General features: G+C 60.8%; 7 protein-coding genes, 4 tRNA genes and 3 pseudogenes. 4 read left to right on the top strand and 10 right to left on the bottom strand.

Annotated elements, in window-relative coordinates; translation table 11 throughout:
- Positions 1-127: 127 nt before the first annotated feature.
- The 7 genes from ACQVLG_RS06535 to ACQVLG_RS06505 form a co-directional block, all read right to left on the bottom strand.
- Complete coding sequence (locus tag ACQVLG_RS06535) at positions 128-754, bottom strand: ATP-binding cassette domain-containing protein (protein ID WP_474293519.1); 627 nt, start codon at positions 752-754, stop codon at positions 128-130.
- Positions 745-1,848: a hypothetical protein gene (locus ACQVLG_RS06530; protein ID WP_474295558.1), complete on the bottom strand. Its 1,104-nt coding sequence runs from the start codon at positions 1,846-1,848 to the stop codon at positions 745-747. The genes ACQVLG_RS06535 and ACQVLG_RS06530 overlap by 10 nt, the downstream gene beginning before the upstream one ends.
- Before the next feature lie 102 nt (positions 1,849-1,950).
- Positions 1,951-2,027 (bottom strand) — tRNA-Asp (locus ACQVLG_RS06525).
- Positions 2,028-2,080: 53 nt separating this feature from the next.
- Positions 2,081-2,156: transfer RNA gene (locus tag ACQVLG_RS06520), tRNA-Val, on the bottom strand.
- 217 nt (positions 2,157-2,373) lie between these two features.
- Positions 2,374-2,450, bottom strand: a tRNA-Asp gene (locus tag ACQVLG_RS06515).
- 54 nt (positions 2,451-2,504) lie between these two features.
- Positions 2,505-2,580 (bottom strand) — tRNA-Val (locus ACQVLG_RS06510).
- A gap of 98 nt (positions 2,581-2,678) precedes the next feature.
- A complete protein-coding gene (locus ACQVLG_RS06505; protein WP_474293517.1) occupies positions 2,679-4,838 on the bottom strand; it encodes a S9 family peptidase in 2,160 nt (719 codons plus the stop codon).
- A 227-nt stretch (positions 4,839-5,065) separates the two neighbouring features.
- On the opposite strand from ACQVLG_RS06505, the pseudogene dinB reads away from it, so the two are divergent.
- Both dinB and ACQVLG_RS06495 read left to right on the top strand, forming a co-directional pair.
- Positions 5,066-6,185: pseudogene (dinB, locus tag ACQVLG_RS06500) on the top strand (DNA polymerase IV).
- 116 nt (positions 6,186-6,301) lie between these two features.
- Positions 6,302-7,199 (top strand): annotated as a pseudogene (locus ACQVLG_RS06495) (recombination-associated protein RdgC).
- A 135-nt stretch (positions 7,200-7,334) separates the two neighbouring features.
- Here the strand turns inward: ACQVLG_RS06495 and ACQVLG_RS06490 are convergent.
- Both ACQVLG_RS06490 and ACQVLG_RS06485 read right to left on the bottom strand, forming a co-directional pair.
- The gene (locus ACQVLG_RS06490; RefSeq protein ID WP_474293515.1) at positions 7,335-10,082 is read right to left on the bottom strand and encodes a TonB-dependent receptor domain-containing protein; all 2,748 of its coding nucleotides are present in this window, start codon (positions 10,080-10,082) and stop codon (positions 7,335-7,337) included.
- Positions 10,083-10,630: 548 nt separating this feature from the next.
- Positions 10,631-11,116 (bottom strand): asparaginase domain-containing protein, encoded by a 486-nt coding sequence (locus tag ACQVLG_RS06485; RefSeq protein WP_034754431.1) that lies wholly within the window; start codon positions 11,114-11,116, stop codon positions 10,631-10,633.
- A 162-nt stretch (positions 11,117-11,278) separates the two neighbouring features.
- On the opposite strand from ACQVLG_RS06485, the gene ACQVLG_RS06480 reads away from it, so the two are divergent.
- The gene (locus tag ACQVLG_RS06480) at positions 11,279-12,052 is read left to right on the top strand and encodes an L-asparaginase (protein WP_230542133.1); all 774 of its coding nucleotides are present in this window, start codon (positions 11,279-11,281) and stop codon (positions 12,050-12,052) included.
- On the opposite strand, the gene ACQVLG_RS06475 is transcribed toward ACQVLG_RS06480, so the two are convergent.
- Positions 12,040-13,053 (bottom strand): D-2-hydroxyacid dehydrogenase family protein, encoded by a 1,014-nt coding sequence (locus ACQVLG_RS06475; RefSeq protein WP_230542132.1) that lies wholly within the window; start codon positions 13,051-13,053, stop codon positions 12,040-12,042. The genes ACQVLG_RS06480 and ACQVLG_RS06475 overlap by 13 nt on opposite strands.
- A 328-nt stretch (positions 13,054-13,381) precedes the next feature.
- Between ACQVLG_RS06475 and ACQVLG_RS06470 the strand changes: the two are divergent.
- Positions 13,382-15,250: pseudogene (locus ACQVLG_RS06470) on the top strand (phosphoenolpyruvate carboxykinase (GTP)).
- Positions 15,251-15,309: the final 59 nt, after the last annotated feature.

The raw sequence follows: 15,309 nt of genomic DNA, 5'->3' as shown, positions 1-15,309 counted from the left end.
CCAAGAATAAGCCTGGCGCGGCGAGTAACCGCGCCATGTTGTCGTTGTGGCTGCACCGGGATCGCCGGTTTTTGCAACACGGCATCGTAAGCTGTCCTTGGCCGATCTGCAAAGCTGTATTTCCTGTCTATATTTCCACCGTCGCCGCCAGCGGCACGTCCGGCGCCAGGTGGCTGGTCAGCACGATGCACTGGCGCGCCAGGCGGTCCGGCTCGGCCAGGCGCGCGCGCAGGTGCGCCATGGCGGCCGCGTCGAGGCCGTTGAACGGTTCGTCGATCAGCAACAGGCGCACGGGCAAGGCCAGGGCCAAGGCCAGTTGCAGTTTTTTATGCTGGCCCAGCGAGAGGGCGTTGATGCTTTGCTGCAAGGTTGGCAGCAGGGCAAACGCGTTCAGCTCATCGTTCAGCAGGGCCTGGTCGCTGCCCGGGTACAGGGCCAGGTGCAGGTCGAGAAATTCGTGCACCTGCAGCCAGGGCAGGGCGGGCGCATCGCCGCCGCAATAGAACGTGTGCGCGCGGTAGGCCAGCGGCATGTGAGCGCTGTCGATGTCGTCCAGGCGAATGGCGCCGCGCGCGGGCAGCAGGGCGCCGCCCGCCAGCTTCAGCAGGGTCGTCTTGCCGGCCCCGTTCGCGCCGCGCAGCCAGGTGATGCCGGGGCCGAATTGCTGCTTGAACCCCTGGAAGACGCTGTGCGTGGGGAAGTGAAAATCGAGGTGCTCGATATACAGCACGGGAGAAGGCAGGTTCAATTCCATAATTCGCTTCCGATGGCGCTCAAGGCAAGGATGGACAGGACGACGAGGGCGACACGCCCGCGTGCCGTCAGGCGGGGCAGGCCGACGATGGCCAGCAGGGCGACGCTGGCCGTGATGGCGTACACCGTGGTGACGCGCTGTTGCAGGGCGGCAGGGTTGATGTTGTAGAGCAAGACAGCGCCCGCCAGCAGCACGGCAAACGCCGGCAGCAGGCTGGCCGCGCAGGCCAGGCGCGTCAGGGCCGTGCTGGCCAGGGGCCAGGCGTTCAGTACGGGGCGCAGCACGGCGATCTGCTCGCGCACGGCCTTGTCGCCGCGGTCCGTCACGATGACCAGGCTGGCGCTGGCCAGCAAGCCCAGCAGCGGCGCGGGCACGAGGGGCATGCGCAGCAGCCAGGCCAGCATGCTGGCGCCGGCCGTGGCCAGCAGCACGCTTTGCTGCAGGCCGATCACATTCTCGTTGCGCCAGAACGGCAGCCAGAACAGCTGGCGCCACAGGAAGACGCTGCGCCAGCGGGGGGGCTGCGGCACATAGGTACTCATCGTGGCCGGGCGCGCCGTTTGTGCGGGGCGTGGCGCGCGCAGGCGCCGGGCCACGATGAGCGTCGTCAGCAGCCAGGCCAGCAGCCATGCGCCAATGGTGGCAATAGTGCCTGGCGCGGCAACCGGGCGCAGCCAGGGAGGTGACTGCAGCAGCCAGATGGCGGCCGAGACGGCATAGGCAAGGCCCAGCGGCAGCATCAGCAGGCCGGCCACGGCGATATCGGCTTGCCAGCGCAGGCGCGGCGGCAAGGGCAGTTGGCGCAGCCAGGCGGCGGTATGCGCCGGCAGCAATCGCTTGCGCAGCAGCCAGGCGGGCAGGCAAGTGAGCAGGGCTTGCGTGCCGATGATGGCCAGGGCGGCGGGCCAGGGCTGGTTCACGGCGAGAAATCCGGGCAGGGCGATGACGCTGAGCAGGCCCAGCAGGACGGGACCGGCCAGGAAAAAGAAGATTTCCACGGAACTGGTCACGCTGGCGGCAAATTGCAGCAAAGCATGATGGGCCAGGCGCAAGCGCAGGGCGAGGTAGGGGGGAAAGCTGCGGGGCAGGCGCATCAAGGCGTGGACTGAGTCAGGATAGCGCTGATTCTAGTGCATTTGCTGCCCGGAAATGGGAAAAGCCCTTCGGTTCCAGGAACCAAAGGGCTTTTCTTTTATTGGCGGAGCGGACGGGACTCGAACCCGCGACCCCCGACGTGACAGGCCGGTATTCTAACCAACTGAACTACCACTCCAAGCTCGTATGATCTGTGTTGCTGATCCATGAAGCACTGGATAATTTTCTGTTTGGTGGGTGCTGAGAGGCTCGAACTCCCGACCTACGCCTTGTAAGGGCGCCGCTCTACCAACTGAGCTAAGCACCCGCATACCCAGAAAACTATCCCGACGTTTGTCACCACGTCTGGAAGAGGCACTATTATAGGGGGCGCTATCGCGCTTGTGCAACTATTCTTATGGGATAAAAGCAGTTTTTTTGCTGAAAAGCGCAAAAATGCTCAAAGGAGGGGGAACTGGCGTGTTTTTGGCTGCTGAAATGGGAAAAGCCCTTCGGTTCTGGGAACCAAAGGGCTTTTCTTTTATTGGCGGAGCGGACGGGACTCGAACCCGCGACCCCCGACGTGACAGGCCGGTATTCTAACCAACTGAACTACCACTCCAAGCTCGTATGATCTGTGTTGCTGATCCATGAAGCACTGGACAGTTTTCTGATTTGGTGGGTGCTGAGAGGCTCGAACTCCCGACCTACGCCTTGTAAGGGCGCCGCTCTACCAACTGAGCTAAGCACCCGTTGCTTGTCTCAGAAAACCATCCCGACGTTTGTCACCACGTCTGGAAGAGGCGCTATTATAGGATGGCTAAAATCCTTCTGCAAGCGCTTTTTCACATTATTCCGTGATATTCCACTGCGACAGCATCCACGCCATATTAAACGCGTTCTCGGCGATGGCGTTATAGCGGCCCGAGGCACCGCCGTGGCCGGCGCCCATATTCGTTTTCAGCAGCAAGGGATTGCCGTCCGTTTTATGCGCGCGCAGCTTGGCCACGTACTTGGCCGGTTCCCAGTACATGACCTGGCTGTCGTTCAGGCCCGTCGTCACCAGCATGGCCGGGTAATTCTTGCGGGCAATGTTGTCGTAGGGCGAGTAGCTGAGCATGTAGTCGTAGGCCGCCTTCTGGTTCGGGTCGCCCCATTCCAGGTACTCTCCCGTCGTCAGCGGCAGGCTGGCATCCATCATGGTGTTCATCACGTCGACAAAGGGCACGGCCGCGTGCACGGCGTGGAACAGCTCGGGGCGCATGTTGACGACGGCGCCCATCAGCAGGCCGCCCGCGCTGCCGCCCTGGATGATCAGGCGGTTCGGACTCGTCCATTTTTCGCGCACCAGGTAGTCGGCGCTGTCGATGAAGTCGTTGAAGGTGTTTTTCTTCTTCATCAGCATGCCGTCTTCATGCCACGCTTCGCCCATGTCCGTGCCGCCGCGGATGTGCGCCTGCGCGTAGATGACGCCCCGCTCCAGCAGGCTGATGCGGCTGATGGCAAAACTGGCTTCCGTCGAGATGCCGTAGGAACCATATGAATACAGCAGCAGCGGCGCGGAACCGTCGAGCTTGACGCCCTTCTTGTAGACGATCCACAGCGGCACTTGCACGCCGTCGCGCGCCTTCACCCACAGGCGCTGCGTCGTGTAGCGGCTGCCGTCAAAGCCGCCGACGATTTCCTGCTGCTTCAGCACCGTGCGCTTGCCATCCTGCATGCTGACGTCGATGACGGTGGGCGGCGTGACGGGCGACTGGTAGGACATGCGAAATTGTGTGGCGGAAAATTCCGGCGTACCGACGGATGTCGCCAGGTAGACGGGGTCGTCGAACTGCACGGTTTTCCAGTTCTTTTGCGCAAAATCAAGGATGCGCGCGCGGTTCAGGGCGCGGGCCTTTTCCATCACCACCAGGTAGCCCTGGAATACGTCGATGGACTGGATCACGGCATCCTTGTTGTGCGGCACGACGGGTTTCCAGTGCTTCGGCTGCGGCGCGGCGACCGGCGCGCTGACGACGCGGAAATTCTTCGCATCCTTGTTGGTCAGAATATACAGCTGGCCGTCGCGGTGTTCGATGCCGTAGCGGTGGCCCTTCTCGCGTGGCAGCACGCTTTGGAAACTGCCTTCCGGCTTGTTCGTTGGCAACAGCAGCACATCGCTCGTGTCCGTGCTGCGCGCCGTGAGCACAAAGTAGCGCTGGTCGCGCGTGCGGCTCACGCCGATGGCGAATTGCTCCACCGGCTCGTGGTAGACCTGCTGCGGCGTGCCGCCCAGCGCCAGGCGGAACAAGCGGTCAGCGCGCTTGGTGGTGGCGTCTTCCTGCGTCAGCATCAGGGTGGCATTGTCCGCCGCCCAGGCCAGCGAGGTCACGCGCGGCATGCTGTCCGAGAGCAACTTGCCCGTCTTCAAATCCTTGACATGCAGCTCGTACTGGCGGAAACCCGTCGTGTCCGTGGTGTAGGCCAGCAATTGTTCATTCGGGCTGACGCTGAAGGCGCGCACGGCAAAGAATTTGTGGCCTTCGGCCAGTTGATTCTGGTCAAGCAAAATCTCTTCGACCGCCTGGGCGTCATACGCGCCCTTCGCGCCCACGGGGCGGCGGCAATGGATCGGATATTGCTTGCCCGCTTCCACGCGCGTGTAATAGTAGAAATTGCCCTGGCGCGCGGGAACGGACAGGTCCACTTCCTGCATGCGGCCCTTGATTTCCGCATACACCTTGTCGGCCAGCGGCTGGATCGGGGCCGTGACGGCGGCCGTGTAGGCGTTTTCCGCATTCAGGTAGTCGATCACGGCAGGGTCGGTCTTCTTTTGCAGCCAGCGGTAGTCGTCCGTGACGACCGTGCCGTGGCGCGTTTCCTGCCAGGCCGTCCTGGCGGCGACGGGCGCGGTGGCAGCGGTGGCGTCGGCGGCCAGCGCGGATGGCGCCAGCGTGGACAGCAGCAGGGCCGGCACGATGGATGAGCAGGCGGCAATGCGGCGCAAGGCGTGATGTGCTGTGGACAAGGCAACTCCTTCGGTTCGTTGTTGTGCAGCAATTCTATTCTTGCTAAATAGAAAAGCCAATCATGATTTCAGTCAACACGGCGCGGTGCTTGCATCCACGGGCATTTCCAGCGCGATACTGTATATAACAACAGTATTTAACTGCATTCCGCCGCGAGGTGCCCTTGACCACATCTGCCTCCCCCCTTCTCGAGCCGCCCGCCCGCCGCTGGATAGCCCACCTGGACATGGACGCCTTCTTTGCCTCCGTGGAATTGCTGAAATATCCCGAATTGCGCGGCGAGCCGGTGGTGATCGGTGGCGGCCGGCTGCAGCAGCCCGTGCTGCAGGAAGACGGCACGCGGCAATTTGCGCGCATGCGCGACTACGTGGGGCGCGGCGTCGTCACCACCTCGACCTATGCGGCGCGCGCGTTCGGCGTGTTTTCCGCCATGGGCATCATGAAGGCGGCGAAACTGGCGCCCGACAGCATCCTGCTGCCCGCCGATTTCGAGGCTTACCGCGAGTATTCCGCCCGCTTCAAGCAAGCCGTGGCCCAGCTGTGTCCCATCATCCAGAACGTGGGCATCGATGAAATCTATGTCGACCTGACGGAATACGGCGAGCAGGCGCCGGCCCATGGCGGCGCGCCTGAAGGCGGCCGTGTCCGAGGCGACGGGCCTGTCGTGCTCGATCGGCCTGGCGCCGAACAAATTGCTGGCGAAAATTTGTTCCGACCTGGAAAAACCCGACGGGCTCACCATTTTGTCGCCCGAGGACATTGAAGCGCGCGTGTGGCCCTTGCCGGCAAAAAAGATCAACGGTATCGGCCCGAAGGCGACGGCCAAGCTGGAAGCCTTGGGTGTCAATACCATCGGCGAGCTGGCGCGGGCCGACATGGCCATGCTGCGCACGCAGTTCGGCGACCTGTACACGGGCTGGCTGCGCCAGGCGGCGCTGGGCATCGACGAGCGGCCCGTGCAGACGAGCCGGGAAACCAAGTCCGTCAGCCGCGAAACGACGTTCGAGCGCGACTTGCAGGTGGTGCGCGACCGCGCCACCCTGTCGGAAAAGCTGGAAAGCCTGTGCACGCGCGTGGCCGGCGACCTCGATAAACAGTCGCTGGCGGGGCGCACGGTGGGCATCAAGCTGCGCTTCGAGGATTTCAGCACCGTCACGCGCGACGTCACCCTGCCCAGCGCCACGGCGGACGCCGCCGCCATCCTGCGCGCCAGCCGCGACTGCTTGCGGCGCGTGCCGTTCGAGAAAAAAATCCGCCTGCTGGGCGTGCGCATCTCGACCTTGTCCGATCCGGCCGTCGTGACGCGGCAGATACCCGCCCAGGCGGAGCTGTTTCCCGCCCTGTAGCGGCGTTTCCTACAAGATACATACCGCGCCAGACCGCGCTTTTGACGGCATTTTCATGTCGAAAGTGTAGAATGGCGTTCCCCTGGCACTACTGAAACAAACGGAAGACAAAAACTATGTGGTTCAAGAATCTTCAGATTTACCGCCTGCCCGCACCATGGGCCTATACGCCAGAACAACTGGAAGAGGCCTTGTCCTCGAACAAATTTACGCCGGCGACCAGCATGGATCTGATGCGCCAGGGCTGGGATACGCCGCGCCCGAACGGGCGGCCTGGTCCATGTTGTCAACAAGCAAATGCTGATCCTGCTGGGCACGGAAAAGAAATTGCTGCCAGCGACCGTCATCAACCAGGTGGCCAAGGCCCGCGCCGCCGAGATGGAAGAAGCGCAAGGCTTTGCGCCTGGTAAGAAGGCCATGAAGGAATTGAAGGAGCGCGTGGCCGACGAACTGCTGCCGCGCGCCTTCAGCATCCGCAGCAACGTCTGGACGTGGATCGATCCCGTCAATGGCTGGCTGGTGGTCGATGCGGCCAGCCCGGCGAAAGCCGATGAAGTGATCAAGCTGCTGCTCAAAGCCGTCGACAAATTGCCGCTGGAAAGCCTGCGCGTGCAGCGCTCGCCCGTGGCGGTGATGACGGAATGGCTGCAGGCCGACGATGCGCCTGCCGGCTTCACGGTCGACATGGACACGGAATTGCGCGCCACGGGCGAAAGCAAGGCCACCGTGCGCTACGTGCGCCACACCTTGGAAGCGGACGACGTGCGCCGCCACATCGCTGCCGGCAAGCAATGCACGCGCCTGGCCATGACGTGGAACGACAAGATCTCGTTCGTGCTGACGGAGTCCCTGGCCATCAAGAGCGTCAAGCCGCTGGACGTGATCAAGGAAACGGAATCGAGCACGAAGAACGACGAAGAGCGTTTCGACGGCGACGTGATGCTGATGACGGGCGAGCTCTCCAAGCTGATGGCCGACGTGGTCGAGGCATTGGGCGGCGAAGCGACTGCATAAAAGCAGATATATCGGTACGGAAAAGGAGCTGCGGCTCCTTTTTTTTTGCCTGTGCAATCTGCGGGCGCATAAAAAAAGCGCCTGGCACGGTGAAGTGCAAGGCGCTTTTCAGACAGGCTAATTCAAGTTTTTATATTAGAACTTGTACGAACCGGTGATGTAGAACGTGCGCAGCATCGGATCAGCGTAACGCGGATCGAAGCCGACCTGGTGGCCGGACGACGCACGCAGCGACAGCGGTGGATTGCGGTCAAACAGGTTCTTGATACCGGCACGGATCGACGTTTTGTTGTTGATCGCGTAGCGGCCTTGCCAATCGAAGGTGATGTGCGACGGCACGTCCAGGCGGATCTTTTCGATGCCTTTGGTGTCGACGTTGTATACCTCGGTCAGGGCGTCGGTGTAGCCATTGCGATAGTTCACCACCATCGTGTTGCTCAGCTTGCCCGTATCCAGGGTGGCGGTCAGTTTGATCAGATCGCGGAACGTCACGGCCTGGTTGATACCATAGATGTTCAGGCTGCTGGTCCAGTCGTTACGCGTACCTGGCACGGTGTAGTCTGCCTTGAGCATGTGGGTGCCGTTCAGGTTCACGGTCAGGTTGCCGAAGTCCAGCTTCTTGCGTGCCGTCATATCCCAGTCGATACCACGGTTATGCATTTGGCCGATGTTCATGGCCAGCGACTTGAATGCATAGAATGCCTTCGGGCTTTCCGCCGGCGTGAACATGACGAAGTAATCCTTGTATTTCTCTGGATTCGAGAAGGCCAGCGATTCGGCCACCGACGATACGGCGTCAAAGATTTTCACATCCCACAGGTCGGCACCGAACGAGAAGCTCGAGTTAGGCTCAACGCGGAAACCGGCCGTGAATTGCTTCGACGTTTCCGATTTCAGGTCCGGATTGCCACCAGACAAGCGGTTGTATTGCTTTTTGCTGTCTTGGCAGCCTGGGGTGCCCGGGAATGGGCAGTCATACGAGGTGGAGGTGAAACCGGAGCTGACCAGTGGCTGACCCAGGTCCAGCATGCTTGGCGCCTTGAAGCCCGTGCCGTAGGAGCCGCGGATCAACAACGATTGCACTGGCTGCCAGCGTGCCGACACCTTGTAGGTCGACGCGCTTTCGCTCTTGCCGGTGGTGGTGTGGGTCAAGCCATTGTCGACTGCCGACACATTGTCCAGACGAGCACCGATGGTCACTTCCACGGTCTTGGTGACAGGGGCCAGCAATTCGGCGAAGACGCCATACGTCTTGCGGCTCAGGTCATAAGCCTTCTTGCTTTCAAAGCCATAGATGGTGTCCTTGGTGGCACCGGCATCTGGCGTTTGCTCGTAGCTGTATTCGCGGTAGTCGCCGCCGATGCCGATGTTGGCCATACCGCCTGGCAAGCTAAACACTTCACGCGAACCATGCGCATCTACGCCGCGCAGGGTGGTCGATGCAGTACGCACGGAACCGCTGAATTGCGATTCGCCGATCAGTTGCTGAATCGCGGCCGATTGCTGGCCTGGTAACGCCAAGGGATTGAAATCCTTGTTGTTGAGCAAGGACAGGAGGTTGTCGCGTTTGGCATAGCCGCCGACGTAGCGCTCGTTGATCGCGTTTTTCGACCAGGTCAGGCCACTGCTGTAGTTCCAGCCGGCGAACTCGCCTTCGACGCCCACCACCAGATGCTTGGTGTCGGTAATCGACTGGCTGGCACGCGGGCCCCAGTCGACGAGGCGGTAGTTGGCGATGACCGACGACAGACCGACCGTCTGCTGGGCCGTCGTCAGGCCAGGCTGAATGTATTGGCTGTAGCCAGGCAATTGCGTGATCTTGCCAGTCTTTTCATCGCGGTTGAACAGTGTGATCGGCACCGGATTGGCGGCGATACGCGCCGTCAGGTCATAGTGCGACAGCGCCACTTCGGCAAACGCCGTCATGTCGTCCGAGACCTTGTAGCTGGCGCGGGTAAACAGGCTATCGCGCTTCGATTGCGGCACGATTTCCACCATTGAGGCGCCGTCGAAGCCGCACGCATTGGTATTCGTCTGCAAAACATAGCTTTGCGGTGCGCAATCACCGTTGGCCTGTTTGTAGGGATTGTAGGTATAGCCCTTGGTCGGGTTGTTGTCCTTGAAGGACAGCGCGACGTTGGCTGGAGCTGCGGACGTGCTGGTGTTGTTGTAGACGTAGTTTTTGCCGTTGCGGCTGAACGGAATGTAGCCGCTGCGGGCGAACGAACGGTCGGTGGCGCGCACTTTCTCTTGCTCGTCGTGACGATAGCTGACCATCACGTTGTAGCGGTCTTCGTCCAGATTGCCGAAACCGTAGGTGATGTTGGTATTCCAGCTATTGCCGCCGCCGCTGTGTTCTGGCGCGGTGTAGGTGGCTTCGACGTTGCCGCCTTGCATGTTCTTCTTCAGGATGAAGTTAATCACGCCGGCAATGGCGTCCGAGCCGTACAGGGCCGAAGCGCCGTCGGTCAGGATTTCGACACGTTCAACCGCGCTCATCGGGATGGCGTTCAGGTTGACCGTATTGTCGGCGCCTTGCGGCGCAATGCGGCGGCCGTTCAGCAGGACCAGGGTATAGCTTTCGCCGATGTCATGGATCGAGGCGCTGGTACGGCCACCGGAATCGGAACCGGCTGCCGTGGCGCCGATCTGGAAACCTTGCATGGCGGGCAGATTCTGTACCAGGTCGGCAATCGTGGTGGCGCCGGTCTTGGCGATCGCTTCGAGCGACAGGCGCTGCACAGGCAAGGCGCCTTCGACGGCGATACGCTTGATACTCGAACCGGTAATTTCAACTTTTTGAATTGCTTCGTCCGCCATGGATTGGCCAGAGAACAAGACGCTGCCTGCCAGGACGGTCAGGGCCAGGCGTACGCTGCGCACGCCAATTTTTTCTTTAAATGCCATTGTAACAATTACTCCGTAGTAGTTTTAATAACGACAAGCGGTACACGAGCACCGCGCAAGCTATCGGATAGACGGCTTGCGGTGCTCGTGTACGGTAGGCGGAACCACGTCGGTGGGAGGTGGAAGACTACTTAGCGCAATATTGTTATAAATGCACTTATAACTTGTCGAGGCGAACATTATGTCGTCTCAGCAAGAAAAAATGCATGTCAACCGTGTCGGATTTGGCAATAAATTGTGGATACAGAAGAATGTTTAAATTAATTGTTAAATTGCAGTTTTATATTCAACAATATCGTTGTTTTTAAAAATGATAGATGGCGTTTTTTTACAACATAAAATTATTCTATTGGCAATTCGATGTTTTACCTACAATAATTCGAGAAAAACTGTCGCTTTGCAGAATTTATGAAAGGTCAAAAAACGTAAAAAAAGCCCGCTAAAGCGGGCTGCTAGAATTGTGACAGAGTGTCAGTCGACCGCTTCCCGGTCTGTTGTGCGCACCCTGCCCGCCATCGGCGCCCTTACAAGGGCTGGAACACGCCGGCGGCGCGGTTCTTTTGCACATTGTCCCATGCAAAAATCTGGCCATTCATGGCCACGTACACGCCGGCTGGCAAGGTTTGCGCCACGCCGCAGGCAAACCCCAGGTTGAACAGGGCATCGGAGTTGTCGATTTCGTAGGGGATCATGGCGCCCGTCAAAATGACCGTTTGCTGCAGGTTCGCCGCGCCCAGCACCTGCGCCGTTTCGCGCATGGTGTCGGTGCCGTGGATGATGACGATGGCTTTTTCGTGTGCCGCGCGGCACGAGGCCAGCACGCGCTGGCGGTCCGCATCCTGCATGTCGAGCGAGTCGAGCAGGGGCAATTGCTCCAGCGCCACGGGCGCCGTCATGCGCGCGCGGGCAATCGCTGCCGGCAAATGACTGTCGGAAAAGCCCAGGGTACCGTTCAATTCGTTGTAGTGTTTGTCGAAAGTGCCGCCAGTGGCGAGTATGCGCAAAGTCATGATGTGGTCACGATGTCAGTGGAGAATGACGCGCATGATAGCGTGGATTGTGTGCCTTGCGTGAATGGCGGGCCCGCTGCGGGCCGTTGCGGATCGCATCTGGAAAATTTGGCCATCTGTGAGTACACTGGTTTCTTTGTTTGCCTGCCACCCCGACTCCGTATGAAAGCGCTCGCTCCCGGCACCGTCATTTTTCACCGCCACCGCGGTTACGGGGTGATCACGTCCGTCAATTTGCTGACGGGCTGGATCGCCGCCCGTTTCGGCAGCGAAGCGCGGACCCTGGACCTGAACCTGTCGACCGACGACGTGCAGTTTGCCGACGGCGAAGCGATCCTGTTTCGGCGCGCGCCGCCCGACCGCATGCCGCACGCGCGCCTGATGGCCATGGTGCGCGAGCTGCACCAGGCCGGCTATCAGAAACTGTATCTGTATTCCTGGCCGAAACCGTCCGGCCTGCACTGGCGCTGGCATTTGTTTACGGGGCCGCGCGACTGGATGCAGCGGCCGTGGCGCGAAGGCTGGTACGGTTCGGGCGCCGATTACAACGTCAACCCCGTGATGGGCTGGGGCGACACGCCCGGCGCCACCACTGGCGAGTTGATCGATGCCCTGGCCCGTTTCGATCCGCAAGGCCTGGCGCAGGCGCTGGGGCGCGACGACGACCACACCGACTGGTTTGGCCGCGTCTGCGACGCCTTGTTGCCCAATTACATGTACAGCCTGGACATGCCGCGCACCCCGGGCGAGCCCTTGCCCGACATGCCGCCGGTGCCGGTCGTGGCCGTGCGCGCTGGCGTGGCGCCGTATGCCGGCCAGGACATCGCCTGGCCGCCCGGCTGGGCCGGCCTGTGGCGCGGCAGGCACGTGCTGCCCGCGCCCGCCATCCGCCTCACGGGCGAGCCCGACCTGATCAAGGGCTTTCAGCGCTCCTGAGGGGCTTGGCGTGCATGTTGCAATGCCTCGGGATTGAGCAGGCGCGTGCATTGACCTTGCGCAAAATCAACGATGTTTTGCAAGGCGTAGCGGAAATACAGTTCATAGCTGTCACGCTCGACGTAGCCCAGGTGCGGCGTGGCCAGCACGTTCGGCAGCAGCAGCAATGGCGAGCCGGGCGGCAAGGGTTCATCCGTAAACACGTCCAGCGCGGCGGCGCCCGGGCGCCCCTGGGGCAGCGCCGCTTCCAGCGCGCCATCGGCCACCAGCTCGGCGCGGCTGGTGTTGACGAACAGGGACGTTGGTTTCATGCGCGCCAGGTCTTCTGCCGTTACCAGGCCCCGCGTGGCGTCGGACAGACGCAGGTGCAAGGTCAGCACGTCGGCCTGTTCAAAAAATGCCTCGCGCGATGGCGCGGCCGTGTCGCCGGCCGCCACGGCCGCGGCGCGGCTCGCTTCGCTGCCCCACACGAGGATGGTCATGCCGAAGGCGCGGCCATAGCCGGCGATCAATTGGCCGATCTTGCCGTAGCCCCAGATCGCCAGGGTGCGCCCTTTCAATACCGTACCGAGCGTGTTGCGCGCCGGCTCGATTGACGACGTTTGCCACAGCCCTTCCTGTAAATGTTGCGCGTACGGCACGATCTTGCGTTGCGCCGCCATGATCAGCGCCCACGTCAGTTCGGCCGGCGCCGTGGGCGAGCCGATGCCTTCCGCGATGGCGATGCCCAGTTCCGTGGCGGCGGCCACATCGATGTGTCCGCTGACTTTGCCCGTTTGCGATATCAGTTTCAGGTTCGGCAGTTTCGACAGCAAGGCCCGGTTGAAACTGCTGCGTTCGCGGATCAGCACCAGCGCATCGAACGGCGCCAGGCGGATGGCCAGCTGGCCCAGTCCCCGCGCCGTATTGCTGAACACTTTGACCTCGTGGCCATCGAGCAATTTGAAGCAATCGAGGCCGCGCACGGCATCCTGGTAATCATCGAGTATGGCAATTTTCATGGTGGATGGCCGATTTTAGTGAAGATTTGGTAGGGAAATAACAGGATACGGGAAATGCTGAATAGCCTACTACATTAGTCAAGCTATTCTCCTACATTTTTGCGAGAATAGCCGTTAGGCGGGTGTACAATCGCCGGCACTTTTAAAGCTTCCTGATTATAGTTATAGCGCAAACTGTTCCTGCAGCCTGGGTGCATGATCCAGGTAAACGACGCCAGAGCCCTGCCCGCGTGAGCACCCCGCCCGCAGTGAGCCGCAGCCACCTCTCAACGATGCTGCCTGTCTTGCCGGAATGACCAGAATTTCTTTTATTGGTATTGGAGGTAATATGAATCAGCCCGTCATGGGTGGCGTCGCCGCACTCAACGTCCCAGCTTATATTAAACAACAGAAACTGATCACTGGGTGGCCGATATTGCCGCGCTGACCAAGCCAGACCGCATCTACTGGTGCGATGGCTCGCAAGAAGAGTACGAGCGCCTGTGCGCTGAAATGGTTGCCAGCGGCACCATGAAAAAACTGAATGCCGAAAAGCGCCCGAATTCCTACCTGGCCTGCTCCGATCCGAGCGACGTGGCCCGCGTCGAAGACCGCACGTATATCTGCTCGGCAACGAAAGAAGCGGCTGGCCCGACGAATAACTGGACCGAGCCTGGCGAGATGCGCCATACCCTGAACGGCTTGTTCGACGGCTGCATGCGCGGCCGCACCATGTACGTGGTGCCCTTCTCGATGGGCCCGCTGGGCTCGCCGATCGCGCACATCGGCGTGGAACTGTCCGATTCGCCGTATGTCGCCGTCAACATGAAGATCATGACCCGCATGGGCCGTGCCGTGTACGACGTGCTGGGCACCGATGGCGAGTTCGTGCCGTGCGTGCACAGCGTGGGCGCGCCGGGCTGCCGGCCAGCAAGATGTGAAATGGCCGTGCAACAGCACTAAATACATCGTGCATTTCCCGGAAACGCGCGAAATCTGGTCCTTCGGTTCCGGCTACGGCGGCAACGCCTTGCTGGGCAAGAAATGTTTCGCCCTGCGCATCGCCTCGAACATGGGCTACCAGGAAGCGCAAGCATCGGACAACAATCCGGGCTGGCTGGCCGAACACATGCTGATCCTCGGCGTGGAATCGCCGGAAGGCAAGAAGCATTACGTCGCGGCAGCGTTCCCGTCCGCTTGCGGCAAGACCAACTTCGCCATGCTGATCCCGCCGGCAAGTTTTAACGGCTGGAAAGTGACCACCATCGGCGACGATATCGCCTGGATCAAACCCGGTGCCGATGGCCGTCTGTACGCCATCAACCCGGAAGCCGGTTATTTTGGCGTGGCGCCGGGCACCAACGAAAAAACCAATTACAACTGCATGGCGTCCATGCGCGACAACACGATCTTCACCAACGTGGCGCTGACGGACGACGGCGACGTCTGGTGGGAAGGCTTGACGAAAGAAGCACCAAGCCACCTGATCGACTGGCAAGGCAAGGACTGGACGCCGGCGTCTGGCACCAAGGCGGCGCATCCGAATGCGCGCTTCACTGTTGCTGCTACGCAAAACCCCGTCATCGACGCGGCCTGGGACGATCCGGCCGGCGTGCCGATCTCGGCCTTCATCTTCGGCGGCCGCCGCTCGACCACCGTGCCATTGGTGACCGAAGCGCGCAACTGGGTCGAAGGCGTGTACATGGCCGCCACCATGGGTTCCGAAACGACGGCGGCTGCCGTGGGCCAGATGGGCGTCGTGCGCCGCGATCCATTTGCCATGTTGCCGTTTATCGGCTATAACATGAGCGATTACTTCCAGCACTGGCTGGACATGGGCGTCAAGGTGGGCAAGGTCAACCCGGCTGCCCTGCCGAAGATCTATTGCGTCAACTGGTTCCGTACGGACGAGGCTGGCAAATTCGTCTGGCCTGGCTTTGGCGACAACATGCGCGTGCTCAAGTGGATGCTGGAGCGTATCGAAGGCAAGGCGGGCGGCGTGGAAAACCTGTTCGGCACGACGCCGCAGTATGGCGACCTGAACTGGGATGGCTTGCCATTCACACAAGAACAGTTCGACACCATCACCTCGATCGACAAGGCCGCGTGGGTGGAAGAATTGAAATTGCATACGGAGTTGTTTGAAAAACTCGCGTATCATCTGCCGCAGGAATTGACAGGTCACAAGGCTGCGCTGGAAAAGCGGCTGAGTGCATAAGGTTTAGTAGTGGGGGAGAACACGCCGGCAAAGACTGGCGTGCGATAAATGACACGCCG

Source organism: Janthinobacterium sp. TPC_1 (assembly GCF_056037845.1).
This window is presented reverse-complemented; position numbering and strand designations above follow the sequence as displayed.